The organism is Proteus faecis (genome assembly GCF_030286765.1).
In the GTDB taxonomy this organism is placed as follows: Bacteria; Pseudomonadota; Gammaproteobacteria; order Enterobacterales; family Enterobacteriaceae; genus Proteus; species Proteus faecis.
Map to the genome: position 1 here is coordinate 1 of NZ_JASVWV010000027.1, position 12,702 is coordinate 12,702.

The following is a 12,702-nucleotide window of genomic DNA, read 5'->3' on the forward strand; positions in this document are numbered from 1 at the left end:
GATGCTGGAACGTGGCGCTGACAAACTGCCCCTGCAACTGACGGGGATCCAGAATAACTTTCTGAGCGGACTGGTTGGTCAGTTTCACCGCCACCACCCGGTACTCCGCCGCCTGCCAGCCGGCCAGTGGCTGCGCGGTCAGCGGCGCTGACGGGTAAAGTGCCGTCAGTGTTCCGGGTAAGCTCAGTGATAACGGCTGTACGCCGGGCACCGGCTCCACGGTTCTTAACGGCGCATACAGACTCTGGGCGGCATAACGGGTCAGTAAGACAGGTAACGGGGCCGGATAACGGGGTTTCGCTCTACGCTCCCCGGTTCCGGCTGCCGCCGGGGCCGTATTGCCGGCGGTCCCGCCGTCCTGCCCGCTGCGTCTGACGGTCTGACTGTCACGCTGTGTGCTGACTTCCCCGCTGTACACCACCCGTACCGGCTCCAGCGCCCCTTTACCTGCCGTGGCTGTCACATCCAGCAACAGGATTTCCCCGCTTTCCACATCCTGTAACTGAAGGCGGGTCTGCGGGAACGCACTTTCCGCCCGCAGATAGACCGCCCCGCCGGTACTCTGGATCCGCAGTTTCTCATTCAGGGACGGCGGAAACCCGACACGCACATTTTTTTCCACAAACACAATGCGTTCTTCCCCCACATGCAGGGACACCGGCAGCGGAATACGCTCCCAGCGGACCAGCTCCACCGCCTGCACCGGCAGCGGCAGTGAAACCGCAGAAAGCATCGCTGAAACCCCGAGCGTACAAGCGGTCAGATGATGTTTGATGCTCATTGACTGGCCTCCTTATTCTGCTCCGCGGCTTCCAGACGCTGAGGTGTCCCGTCATAGCAGTCCAGGGCCAACCCGAACGGATTGCTTTCCGGATCCCCCTCCCAGCGCACCACTTTCACCGGATAGCGCACCGTCGCCCGCTTGACCGGCTCGGCGCTGAAATATTCATCCGCGACCAAATCCAGACGCACTATCCAGTGGTCCCGGTCAATCATCCGGACTTTATCCTCACTGAACCCGCGCCCCGGGATTTCATACACCACCCGGGAGCGTCCTTTCAGCTCCCCGAGCGTGGTGCGGTAAGTGGCCTCTTTCTCAAAATACGCCCGGCAGGACGGCGTCAGATAGGCACTGAGCTGCGCAATCTTGCGCGGATAGTCCACCTCACCGTCTTTCGGCCAGGCATTGAGCTGCTGAAAAATATAAAAGCTAAAGGCGTACACTGTCGGTAGCGGCACTTCCCACCATGCTCGCGTACTGCCGGATCGTAAATCCGGCGGATTATGGATGGTCAGTTTATCCGGCGCCCGCATCCAGCCGGTAAACGCCACCAACAGGCAGAGAATCAGTACCCCGCAGATCACCCGCAGGGTCAGAATATGCTGATCCCGGTTTTGCAGGGCATGACGGAATTTACTCATGGCGGCCTCCGGCAAGATACCGGCACAGTGACACTGCCTGTGTCCGGCGTAAAAACCAGCCCTGAGACACGGTGATCAGGGATTTTTCGGTCAGCCGCCCGGTCAGCGGCAGGGTGCGGGCAAACCCGGTTTGCAGTTTCCAGGACAACCGGCGGTAGAGATAATTTTCCGGTTTTCCGCGTTTGATGCGGGTCAGAAAGGTGCCGCCGAAAAATACCACGACCAACGGCATAATCAGTGCCCCGGTCGGCAGGATCACCCAGCCGGCCAGCGGTAACAGCGGGAGACTGATAATAACCCCGCCCGCACAACCGACGCCGGCAGCCGCAAACATCTCATGGGTGGTAAATCCGCGAAAGACGGTGGGTTCCGCATTTAAGCGATCCGGCATAAAATCGATGGTCTGCATCGTTGCCTCCACTTAAAAAATAATGGTGGCGGATTTTCCGGCCAGCCAGACGACCGCCACAATCAGGACCACACCGACCACAACAATGGCGCCGAATTTACCCCAGCCGGCTTTTTCGTCCCGGACTTCATTGAAGGTGGAAACCGCTGCAATGGCCACCACTATAAAAGCCACCGCCGCCACAACCAGCCCGCCAATCACAATGCCGTCATTGAGATACCCTTTAATCGTATCCATCAGCCCGCCACCACCGCCGGAAGAGGGGGGCTCCACCTGTGGCAGTGCGGCATACGCCGGCATCAGACTGAATAACGTCCATAACGTCATCACTGACGCCCCTATACGGCGGGCTCCACGTACCCAAAACGTGTTTATCTTCATAAAATGACCTTTCATCCTGTAAAATAAAATCAACAACACACTCAGCTGGCAAACATCCAGATGCAGACCACCAGTAATATCACCGCCCGGACAGCAAACTGCCCCAGTTTGGCGGCACGGACACTGTCATTTGCCCAACCCCGGTAAACATCAACCAGTCCCCAGGCCGCCCATAAAAACAGCACCGCCAGTAATGCCCCGATACACAACAGATTCAGCACAGCCGGAGACATCCCCGGGCCGGCAGCAGCCTCAAATGCCGCCTGCTGTGACGGATTCATTGTTGCTCCCGGCGGTAATCCCCGCGCAGTGGCTCCGCCACATTCACCGGCACCGTGGGCTGGGCACGGGACGGCTCCAGATAGCGGGCAATCCCCTGCCGGATAATCTCCACCTCTTTAGAGGCGCGGGAATAATCAAAATAAAAACGGGCGGGATTGTCCTGATTTGCCTGAATACGGGCACGCTCCAGACTCGCCTGTATGTGTTCAAGCTGTTTTAAGGTCAGCGCCAGTTCATCTTTTTCCCCGGCCAGTGCCGGGCACACCAGACAGGCACTGACCACCAGTGCACACAGGGGAGGAAGAGGAGAAAATAATCGCATAACGACTCCTTAAAGACGGTTAACGTGGAGTCAGGGTAAAAAAGGCGGGCAGAAAAAACAGCAAACAATTAGTTTTCCAAAATTTTTAATTTTATTTTGCTTGCTTTTTGCGAAAATAGATGAAACGAAGAAATAAAAAGTATCCCTATGACACTGACAATCACTCAAAAATCAGGGCATTTTGCCTGGTGTGCACTGGTTGCGCTACATCTGGCAGAACAGGACGGACAGGTCAAATCTGACATACAAAAAAACCTGTTTTTAATACGCTGGCTGGCAACGGCCAAAAAACAACGCCGTTTTGACCGGACTGTTACGGCAGATATTGGCTGGTTACTGCGGCAGGGACGGACACTGGGTGTCCGGGCAAAACTGCCGCAAAGCTGGACTATCTGTACCGCTCCTGCACCGGTACGTTAAATGACCAGAGTGATCTGTTCCGCCTCACTTATGCGTTTGAATCCGCCAAAGAAGCCGGTTTTTCCTACCAGATATTAAATAATAACGCCTGGCACGGACGGCATGCCCTGATACCGGATAACACCCGCAATGCCCTTTATCTGTTCAATGTCGCGCTGGATGCCGCTTTTGATAGTAACGGTAAACAGATAGCCCGGTTGCCGGTGAAAATCAGCGGAGATATCGCCGGATTTACTGCATTACTCAAATCCTGTGGCTGGCAACTCAACCCTGCACAGGAAACAGCGATGCCCTTTTTATATTCGCTGACGGCGAACAACGAAAATGACTGACGCGCGGCGATGCCGCTTGTCTGCTGACAGAGGCACACAAAAACAAGTGTTGTGTGTCTCTGTCCAGCTTCACTCAGAAGCGATACCCAACGGTAACATTGAATCCGTTAATGGAGACATTATCACCATATTTTGCCCGGGTTCCCTCATAGCCTATCCCCACCGACATATTTTCAAGCGGATTAAACTGAACCCCGGCACCATAAGCAAAAGATGTTTTACTCTGACTCGCTTCTTCCGAGTACTGCGTCAGATACGTGACTTTATCTTCTGCTTTTGTGTGTGCAAATCCGGCAACAGCATAAAAACTGACATAATCATTAATGCGATAAGCGGGTCCCACCAATAATGAATAATATTTCAGTTCTGTTTTTCCGTTATATCCGCTGTCATATTCATCATCAGTATAATCTTCATCCCCTTTCATATAAGTAGCTGACCCGACAATACTGACCGGAGAGTCCCACTCATAACGGTATTGCATATTCAGACCCCGGATATTTTTAAAATCCTGAACTTTCGCCTGTGCATAACCGAGAGATAAGGTATGGTTATCTGCCAGCGCACAACTACTTCCTAACAAACTACTGACAGCAACAACAGATAATGCAAGTTTTTTCATAAACACCTTCAAAATTATGTTGTTATAAATATTTCTTAAACGAAGCCGTAGTGACAGTGACTGCGATACCCAGTAACACTGCCGCAGGCAACAGTAAAAGCGTCGGATTGATGGCCGAAGGCCAGGATAAATATAACAAACAGGGAATAATAAATAAGGGCTTTATCCATTTTTTTGCGTGATGGTACACAAAACTGGATTCATATCCGGCGCCATAACGCCGCAAATCACGTCGTCCCAGCCCCTCCACCACAGCCACAAGCAGAACCAGCACGAACAGAGGGACAGAGAGCACCAGAATGGTCACCCGGATAAAAAACGTCAGCGTCACATACACTGTCGCCAGCAGATAATCCCTCAGTTCAGACACCAACCCGCTCCGCCAGTTATCCAGTTCACGGGCGACCGCATTCCCATTGGCCGATGACACCGGGTATACGTTCTGCCAGCTGTCCATCAGGCCGGACTCCACAAACAACCACCGGTATGCCTGCTCAATGGTATGCGCCAGCCACTGCGCCGGACTGGACATCAGCAGACTGCGGGTAAACCCTTCCGACAGATACCCGCTCTCGGTTAACATCACCTGCCGGCTGTGGTCTGCTCCTTCGTCCGGCCAGAAGAATGCAATCCCGACCCATTCAATCACCAGACTGCATACCCAGGAGGCCAGTAATACCCCGATAACAGCCCAGGGCCAGTGCCACACCAGTTTCGCCGGCAAACCGGGTTCTTTTGCCGGATGGCGCGGGGTTTCCTGACGGGCTTCAGCTGTTGCCATCGTTGCCTCCTTCCGTATCCGGCGTCATTTCTGTCACGTTTATTCCGTCTGTATCATGCCGCGCATCCGAAAATGACGCGGCTGTCCACCAGGTTTCGCCGGTACGGTAATTTTTCGCCATATACTGCGCGATTTTTTGCAAATCCGGTGGCATCAGCGCATCGTCCTCCGCCGCCGGCAGGGGCATCCGGATCTTCCACAACTTTCCGCCTTCCAGCAGAGCAAACGCCTGTCCTTTCGGTAACTGAATAATATCCGCCGGTAACAGTAAGGGTTTCGCCACCATACTGACCCTGTCCTGGGTATTGGAGGTAAAATCACTCCCCTGTCCCGGGTTGGAAATATCGGTGATCCCGGATACCAGGGTTTTGGTGTAAATATCCACTTCCGGTAACTGTTCTGTCAGTAATTTTGCGGTCATCAGTTCACGGACGCGTAGCATCACCAGGGTGTTAAAGTTACCGGTGACCTGCGCCGATTTAGCAGCATTCCCCAGCCGGGCCTCAATATCAGACCAGGTCTGTGTGTAGGCCGTCACTTCAATCCCCGCGCCCCCGCTCTTGTTCAGTAACGGAATAAATTCATCCCCCATCAGTTCATTAAACTCATCGCAATGCAGGCTGATCGGTAATTTTCCGGCGTGCCCTTCCTCCGGCAGACCATCCCCGGTTCCGAATTTATAAATATGCCCGGCTACCGAGACCAAATCCGCAAACATGGAATTTCCCACCGCCGCCGCCACTTCCGCATCCGATAATGCATCCAGACCGACATACACAATCCCTTTTTTCCGGATCACCTGCTGCCAGTCAAAAATCGGACGGGGATCCTGCATATTGGTGTAATCCGGCGATAACAGAGCGGCGGTTTTTCCGGTAGTCAGCTTTTCCAGTAACGGCAGCAGGGAGGCCACAATTTTATCAAAATAGGTCCGGTCATAACGGATCGCACTGCGCAACCCGTCCAGAATCGGATCATAGATTTTTTTCCCTTTCTCACTGCTTAACGCCAGCTCTGTTGCCCAGATCGCCACGGCTTTCGGATCACTTTGCAGGTGACGGGGCACATCCTCGACTGTCAGCGCGTTCTGCGCATTCTCGATTTGGGCAAACAAATCCGGCAGTTGTGCTTTGATCACCTGCATCGAATACGTCTGATAGAGTTCCCCGATATTGGTGACATAACGTAAAATTTTGGCATAATCCGGACGCTCTCCCAGCGCGACCAGTGCCCGGGCAATAATATTGACAAACCGCCAGGCAAACTCCCGGAACGCCGCACTGTTCCCTTCACCGGATAACTGACCGGCCACCCGCCCGGCCACTTCGGATACCCGGCCAAAACGGCCGATGGCGTTATAACGGGCACTGATATCCGGCCAGCCCAGGTGAAACACATAAAACTCCTCACTGCGTCCCGCCCGGTGCGCTTCCGCCCACATCCGGCGCAGCAAATCCGCATCCCCTTTCGGATCAAACACTATTGTGATATTGCCCCGGCGGATATCCTGGGTGATCAGCACTTCCGCCAGACGGGTTTTGCCGACACGGGTGGTCCCCAGTACCAGCATATGACCGACCCGTTCACGCAAATCCATGGTCACATTCACTTCATCCGGCTCCACACCGTGTAACACCGGATTTCCCCCCACCGGCGGCAGCGGGCGGACCGGATTCAGCCGGCTGTCTTTCTGCAAAAGCCGGCAAACCGCCGGGAAGCGGGACTCAAAACGGAGTTCAAACTGCCGGGCCAGCCGGTAATGCGCCGGCGGCTGAACATACCGCTCCACTTCCGGGCGCTGGGTTTCCAGCAGGCGCTGCGTGTGTTTCTGCTGCCACTGAAACCCTTTTCCCAGAAACAGACGCTGCCGGCTGACCGGCACCTGTGCCGAGGTCACCTGATAACGGGGCAGACGCCGGAGATTCCGGCGGTAACGTAAGACCCGGAATCCCTGATGCGCACGCAGTGCGGAAAAACCGGCAAACGCGCCGGCGGTGACATAACTCACAGACGGCGACAATGCCACAGCCCAGGGGGCCACCGCACACACAAACGCCGCCCCGCCGGACACCAGGGCACTGTTTAATTCCACGGCCGGTCGCAGCCAGGCCTCTATCACATAACGATCACTCATTCTCTCAGACTCTTTTTTGGGTGTTTCCCGGGGAAACGGTGTTCAAAACTTAACCGGTGTTTCCACTGGAAACAGTGCTCAAAAATCAAACAGTGTTTCCACTGGAAACACTGTTTAAAAACTAACCGACACGCCGGAAAACAATTCGCTCACTGCGCTCAACCCCGGGGAGGATCTGACGGATTTTCTTTTTCCGGCTCACGCGTTTTTTTCCCGTGACAGTGACGATGACGGCCGGCAGGACGGTTTTTTTTCCCCAGGATCCTCATCACAATAAAGAACACGCACCACATCAGCAGGGCCAACCAGAGTGCCGGGGAGTCACCCCCGTCTGAAGGCCATATCGGCGGTAACATTACTTCACCTGCTGGGTCAGCCCGGTTTCCGTGATCAGAACCGGGTAATGGGATAACTGAAGACGGTGAGCCAAATCGGTGCCGGATGCCGGGGAGAGCAGTCCTCCCTGAGCCAGCGCCTGAAGCGCCTGTAATCCGGCGTCCGATTTCACATTCACCACCATCCCGGCCGCATTCATTGCCTTCAGCCGGGCGGCATGCTGTGTGAGCCAGGCCCGGGATAACGGATCATCCCCCACCAGATACAGTGCCCCAATCCCCGGCAAATGCAGAGCGCGATCATCCACCTCCCCCGGTGTCATTTCCGGTGTCTCAACCGGCAACACCATTGACGGGGCCATCACGGACGGCAGGGCACGGGACGCCGCCTTTGTTGTCCATTCATTCGGGGCATTATTGATTGCGTCATAAAAAGGGGCTGCCGGCTGCCCGCCGCCATGATCCGCGACCACCGTTAACGCCGCCTGACTGCCGCCGGCAGCGCAAAACAGCAGCATCCCCAGGACGGACAGGGGATAAAAGGCACGCGTTGTCTTTTCTTCAGAATTATTTCGCATTGGTTTTGTTCTCCGGTTCTATCCACACAAACGATACCGTCCGGTCTGCGCTGACGGACGGTAAATGAGCGGAAACAGGTTGTGTACCGCCCGTCAGTGTTGCCAGCTGACGCCGGACACTATTTTTATAGCGTACTGCGGGCTGACCGCCCGCCGGATGGTGATAACAGCCGGCGGCTCGGATCCAGCTGCCCGGTGACGCGTCATAACAGCGTCGCAGAATGCGGGCGGCCACATGCAGATTGGTATAAGGCTCAAAAGCCTCCCAGTCAGAACGGAAGTGATGCCCGTTCCATCCCCAGTTCACCTGTGCAATCCCCACATCAATACGTCTGGGGGATGTCGTCTGTAAAAATGACTGTAAAGCCTGCCAGGCGGCCTGCCGTGTCGGATAACGGTATCCTTTACCGGCCACATTCAGCGTCCACGGCCAGGGATGGATTTCACCGGCCTGCGGGTGATGTGCCGGTAATGTCCAGGATGACTCTGTCAGTGCCAGGGAATACAGGGCTTCTGCCGGTACATTCTCCTGCCGGGCCACCTCACGGTAACCCGGCGGTACCTCCCGCGCCGGTAACGGCACGGAAAACAGCAGCAGGACAAACGTGAGCAGGGATTTTTTACGCATCACACCTCCGGATTAAGGCGTGAGCGGACGCCACCGCCCATCCGGTAACTGTTGCATCACCACCGGTGTGGTGGTCAGTCCGTAGTGAAGCGAGAGGCCGCCATCATGATTTAACGTAATTTCCCGCTTCCTGACGCGCTCTGCCGGGATATTTTTTTGTCTGGCCCAGGCCCGCAGGCGGTTATCATCCCCCTGTGTCCCCAGCACATAAATATCAAACGGCTGTTTGCCGGCCAGCAGGGTGGCCAGACGGGTATCACACGCGCGACAGTTTTCCGCCTGCACAAACAATGCCTGCCGGCGCTGTGCTGTTCCCTGTACCATCCCGGCGATTCCGCCGGCTGTTCCCAGTCTGACCGGCAATATCTGACCATAGAGCCGTTTCCAGGCCGCATCCACTTCCCGCTGAAACGCCAGCTCTTTTTCCGCCCGGGCAAATTCCTGCTGTACCCACTTTTCAGCCAGCCGGCGGCGCTCCTCATCTGACCGGGCCTCAATGCCCAGTGTCGTCAGGGGATCCAGTCCGGGAGACTGAATACCGCGCCGCCCTTTCATCAGCGCTTCAAAACGGGCATACTCCTCCGTATTCAGTCCCCATTCCTGCGCCTCATACTGCAATGACTGAGTCTGACTCTCAGCCGATGTCCCCGCCTCAATCTGAACCGGTCGGGTTGTCCCGGAAACAGACTGTGCGGCTGTCAGCGGTGCAGACATCAGACACCCGCCCAGTAAAACCACACATCTTATGTTTTTCATCACGGCATTCCTTTTATGGCAGGCGCAACGTCACCGTGCGCCCCTGATAACGTAATGTCACACGGTCAGTCTGAATGTCAGTCATTTCCCAGCCCTGATAACGTCCGCCCACCGGCAGTAACTGTACCTGCCCCAGCTGACGGACATCCGCAGGGGCCAGAGCGGCAAGAAGACGACCGCCCCGCTGTTCAATCGCGGTTAACTGAAACGGCACCGTCCGGGCTGTACGGGCAGAAGCCCCGGGACGGGAAGTCTCCGGCGCAGCGGGTTTTGCCCTGACAACCGGGGGATTGACCGTTTTTTGCACCGGCTGACGCTGTTCCTGCAACTGATGTAACGCCAGTGCCCACTGTGCCTGGCGGGTTTCCAGTTGCGCCAGCCGTTTTTCCAGCCCGTCCGATAACAGCGTAATCTGCTCATCCGGTTTGCCGGCCACCGCCAGCTGTGCTGTCACCGTTCTGAGGGTATCGCGCTGTGATGCCGCGTCCTGTTTCAGCGTCGCCAGCTCCTGACGGAGCACATCCAGTTGCGCATTCATCCCGTCATCCGTGACAGGGTCAGCTATCGTCATCTCAATGGCCTGCAATCGCTGCCCGAGTTGTGACAGAGCCTCTGAGTGTGAACTGATAACATTACTGTGGATAAACAGCGGGATACCGGCCACCAGAGCACAGGCGACCACGCCCGTCACAATCACCCCCCGGTAAATTTTTTTATGTAATGGGGTTACGGACAATTCTTCAGAAGGAGTCATTTCAGCCACCCTCCGCGATGAACCTTATTCACGCCGGTATGTCCGGCAGAGGTATTCAGTACCGGAGGCACCGGTACTGGCGTACTGCCCGCAGAAAGTGGCGTGGCCACTGAGACGGAAGAAGCGCTGTCCCTGCCGGCATCCGGCACAGGTGGCATGTATTCCGGACGAAGTCGGTAACACACCTCCCGCTGTACATCATCCACCAACAACTGCCAGGCCGGCCCGGCAAGGAGCTGTAACGCCACATTCAGGCGGATCGGTCCCATCTGATACTGAACGGCGGGTAACGGCAGACGATAAAGGCGGTTCGCCTGCCCATCAGAGGTGCACAGGCGGTATCCGGAATCACGCAGGGCATAATGCAACGCATCCCCGACCGTGGGTGAAACGGAAGCCGGAATACGCAGGTGAACAATTTGTTCCAGCGGGTAACGTTGTGCCTGTGAAGGCGAAATATCAACCAGCCGGTAACGATCATAACGCACCACTTCCGGCGCTGACGGATAAAGATCCGGAAGCACCGGCTGAGCATAACCGGTGTTGACCGGGATCACGGTGTCAGTCGCCGGTTCGGCAGGCCGGGAGGGTTTATCTGCACAGCCCCCCAACAGCAGTGAGGTCAGGGCAAGACATATCGGGAGAGTTTTCATACGCATTTTCTGTCCTGTGTTAATAAAATAAAGTCACAGGCACACTGTGCGCAGAAAAGCAAGTGCTCTCAATGAGAAATTAGTTTTCCGAAAAAAAAAGAAAACGGCGGGCATAAAAAATGCCGGCAGTCATGCCGGCATTTGAGAGTAAAAACAGAAAAGATTAATGTTTTAATGACTCAATCTTTTCCCGGGTCAATCCGGTACATTGCATAATAATGTTCAGATCAACCCCCTGTTGTAATAATGAGCGGGTCATCGCGATCAAGGCTTCACTTCTGCCCTCTTCACGACCTTTTTCGATACCTTTTTCGATACCTTTTTCGATACCTTTTTCGATACCTTTTTCGATACCTTTTTCGATACCTTTTTGCTCAAGTTGTTCTGCAATCGTTGTCAGCATCGTTTTATACTCCGGTGACAGTGCAATCAATTGGCTGAAAAAGCGGGATTCATCCAGAATATACCCCTGATAGGCAATATATTCCATCACACTCCTCACCTGGTCAACCGTATTGTGTTGCGAGTTAATTATCTGCGCGATTATCGGCAATACCGCCATCAAACCGTCGCGGGTCCGAATATGTTTCTGAACCAGCTCCAGCAGGGCAACACCCTTGTGTGTCAGGATTTCCTCATCACTGAGCACACTCAAATCCACTAACGGAAATGACCGGGTATACAGCTGCTGAGCCAGCGCCGGATCGGCGAACCCGTCCAGCCAGTTCATACTGTACGGATAAGGACAAACACTGCCCTGATAAAACAGAAACGGCACCACCAACGGCAGTGTCTTATCTGCCGGCGATTTTTTCAGATGATGCGAAATCGCTGACATCGCATAGTGCATCAGACGAAAACCCATTAACCGATCCGGTTTTGACTGGTGCTCTATCAGGCAGTAGATATACCCTTCCCCTTCCGTTGTCTGCACGGAATACAGCACATCCGAATGCAGCTGACGTAAACGGCGCTCCACAAAACTGGCCGGCTCCAGGCGCAGTGTACTTAAATCGCACAAGGGCAGAATGTTCGCCGGTAAATGCACCGCGAAGAAATCCCGGGCATTCTCAGGATGCGTTAAAAACTGCTTAAATAACGCATCATGTACCGGTTGTTGTGTATTTTTAGTCACAGAAAACTCCTTATTAATGACTAAAAAGAATCAGCTGCATACTCTCTGGATGCAGGCTGTTCATTTCCCGGAGGCGTTGACTGGTTTTTCTCGGCTTTATAGACCACTTCTTTACCGATTTTAATCCAGTCAATATTCAGCAGTCTGGCTTTCAGGCTGACCCGCTGTTCTCCGGCATGCTCACCTTTTGTCAGAGTGAAAATATCGGAGGCCAGATTACTTAATGTAAACCCCGTCAGGACTTTTTTGTCCTCATCCACCGCTTTGATACACCGTCTGACCAGTGAGATCGTATTCTCCCCGACGACTGTCGTATCAAAACGAACATACACAGGGTTATCAGCCGGTCCACTGAGTGCATTAATCACTGCGGTTAAAAACTGCCCTTTAGGGCCGTTAACCTGACGGATATTCGATAAATACCCAATCCCGTTCACATGCAGATTAAAGTATTTATTTTCAGATGTTGCAATATTTTTGCTGGTCATGATGTTTCTCCATCGGATAAAAAAGGTAAAAAAATGAGAAACATCGTCCCGGCAGGAACGTGTTTCCCACCGGGGTCAATAACAGGATTGCTCCCGAACTGACGACTTGCGTTGTATAAGGTAATCCTGATGACAACACTGTACGGTTATCACCCTCCGTCAATTTCAAGGACGAACGGAGTTCTGTCATCGCCCGTAGGCCCTCGTCTCAGATGACCCGAGGATTGGCAGTGGCAATCACCCGTAGGCGTTCCTCTCAGATTGCCGGAA

General features: G+C 54.3%; 16 protein-coding genes and 1 pseudogene. 1 reads left to right on the forward strand and 16 read right to left on the reverse strand.

Going from position 1 to position 12,702, the window contains the following annotated elements:
* The 6 genes from QSH13_RS17760 to QSH13_RS17785 form a co-directional block, all read right to left on the reverse strand.
* Positions 1-781, reverse strand: a 781-nt coding sequence (locus QSH13_RS17760; protein WP_286039477.1) for a TIGR03749 family integrating conjugative element protein, incomplete at its 3' end; no start/stop codon positions are given.
* On the reverse strand, positions 778-1,422 hold the full coding sequence (locus QSH13_RS17765; RefSeq protein ID WP_108202131.1) for a PFL_4703 family integrating conjugative element protein: 645 nt from the start codon (positions 1,420-1,422) through the stop codon (positions 778-780). The genes QSH13_RS17765 and QSH13_RS17760, both read right to left, overlap by 4 nt.
* Positions 1,415-1,831, reverse strand: a complete 417-nt coding sequence (locus QSH13_RS17770) for a TIGR03750 family conjugal transfer protein (RefSeq protein WP_108202130.1) — start codon at positions 1,829-1,831, stop codon at positions 1,415-1,417. The genes QSH13_RS17765 and QSH13_RS17770 overlap by 8 nt, the downstream gene beginning before the upstream one ends.
* Before the next feature lie 12 nt (positions 1,832-1,843).
* A complete protein-coding gene (locus QSH13_RS17775; protein WP_242370567.1) occupies positions 1,844-2,158 on the reverse strand; it encodes a TIGR03745 family integrating conjugative element membrane protein in 315 nt (104 codons plus the stop codon).
* A gap of 95 nt (positions 2,159-2,253) precedes the next feature.
* Positions 2,254-2,493 carry a TIGR03758 family integrating conjugative element protein gene (locus tag QSH13_RS17780; RefSeq protein ID WP_113355640.1) on the reverse strand — a complete coding sequence of 80 codons (240 nt, stop codon included), beginning with the start codon at positions 2,491-2,493 and terminating at the stop codon, positions 2,254-2,256.
* The gene (locus QSH13_RS17785; protein WP_113355638.1) at positions 2,490-2,816 is read right to left on the reverse strand and encodes an integrative conjugative element protein, RAQPRD family; all 327 of its coding nucleotides are present in this window, start codon (positions 2,814-2,816) and stop codon (positions 2,490-2,492) included. The genes QSH13_RS17780 and QSH13_RS17785 overlap by 4 nt, the downstream gene beginning before the upstream one ends.
* 153 nt (positions 2,817-2,969) lie before the next feature.
* On the opposite strand from QSH13_RS17785, the pseudogene QSH13_RS17790 reads away from it, so the two are divergent.
* Positions 2,970-3,568 (forward strand): annotated as a pseudogene (locus QSH13_RS17790) (DUF2913 family protein).
* A 73-nt stretch (positions 3,569-3,641) separates the two neighbouring features.
* Here QSH13_RS17790 and QSH13_RS17795 read toward each other — a convergent pair.
* The 10 genes from QSH13_RS17795 to QSH13_RS17840 all read right to left on the reverse strand — a co-directional run bounded on the left by QSH13_RS17795 (position 3,642) and on the right by QSH13_RS17840 (position 12,432).
* Positions 3,642-4,190: an Ail/Lom family outer membrane beta-barrel protein gene (locus QSH13_RS17795; RefSeq protein ID WP_113355637.1), complete on the reverse strand. Its 549-nt coding sequence runs from the start codon at positions 4,188-4,190 to the stop codon at positions 3,642-3,644.
* A gap of 22 nt (positions 4,191-4,212) precedes the next feature.
* Positions 4,213-4,971, reverse strand: a complete 759-nt coding sequence (locus QSH13_RS17800) for a TIGR03747 family integrating conjugative element membrane protein (protein ID WP_113355636.1) — start codon at positions 4,969-4,971, stop codon at positions 4,213-4,215.
* Complete coding sequence (gene traD, locus QSH13_RS17805) at positions 4,958-7,105, reverse strand: type IV conjugative transfer system coupling protein TraD (RefSeq protein WP_113355635.1); 2,148 nt, start codon at positions 7,103-7,105, stop codon at positions 4,958-4,960. Before traD ends, QSH13_RS17800 begins: the two co-directional genes overlap by 14 nt.
* Positions 7,106-7,460: 355 nt before the next feature.
* Entirely contained in the window at positions 7,461-8,018 is a 558-nt protein-coding gene (locus QSH13_RS17810) for an integrating conjugative element protein (protein WP_113355633.1), read from the reverse strand.
* Complete coding sequence (locus tag QSH13_RS17815; protein WP_286047527.1) at positions 8,008-8,646, reverse strand: transglycosylase SLT domain-containing protein; 639 nt, start codon at positions 8,644-8,646, stop codon at positions 8,008-8,010. The genes QSH13_RS17810 and QSH13_RS17815 overlap by 11 nt, the downstream gene beginning before the upstream one ends.
* Before the next feature lie 12 nt (positions 8,647-8,658).
* A complete protein-coding gene (locus QSH13_RS17820; RefSeq protein ID WP_001764963.1) occupies positions 8,659-9,402 on the reverse strand; it encodes a TIGR03759 family integrating conjugative element protein in 744 nt (247 codons plus the stop codon).
* A 13-nt stretch (positions 9,403-9,415) separates the two neighbouring features.
* Positions 9,416-10,156, reverse strand: coding sequence for a hypothetical protein (locus QSH13_RS17825; RefSeq protein WP_001764961.1), 741 nt, complete (start codon positions 10,154-10,156; stop codon positions 9,416-9,418).
* Positions 10,153-10,815, reverse strand: a complete 663-nt coding sequence (gene pilL2 / locus QSH13_RS17830) for a PFGI-1 class ICE element type IV pilus protein PilL2 (protein ID WP_001764960.1) — start codon at positions 10,813-10,815, stop codon at positions 10,153-10,155. The genes QSH13_RS17825 and pilL2 overlap by 4 nt, the downstream gene beginning before the upstream one ends.
* Positions 10,816-10,972: 157 nt before the next feature.
* Positions 10,973-11,944 carry an Rpn family recombination-promoting nuclease/putative transposase gene (locus QSH13_RS17835; RefSeq protein WP_001764959.1) on the reverse strand — a complete coding sequence of 324 codons (972 nt, stop codon included), beginning with the start codon at positions 11,942-11,944 and terminating at the stop codon, positions 10,973-10,975.
* A 20-nt stretch (positions 11,945-11,964) separates the two neighbouring features.
* Complete coding sequence (locus QSH13_RS17840) at positions 11,965-12,432, reverse strand: STY4534 family ICE replication protein (RefSeq protein ID WP_001764958.1); 468 nt, start codon at positions 12,430-12,432, stop codon at positions 11,965-11,967.
* Positions 12,433-12,702 lie beyond the last annotated feature (270 nt).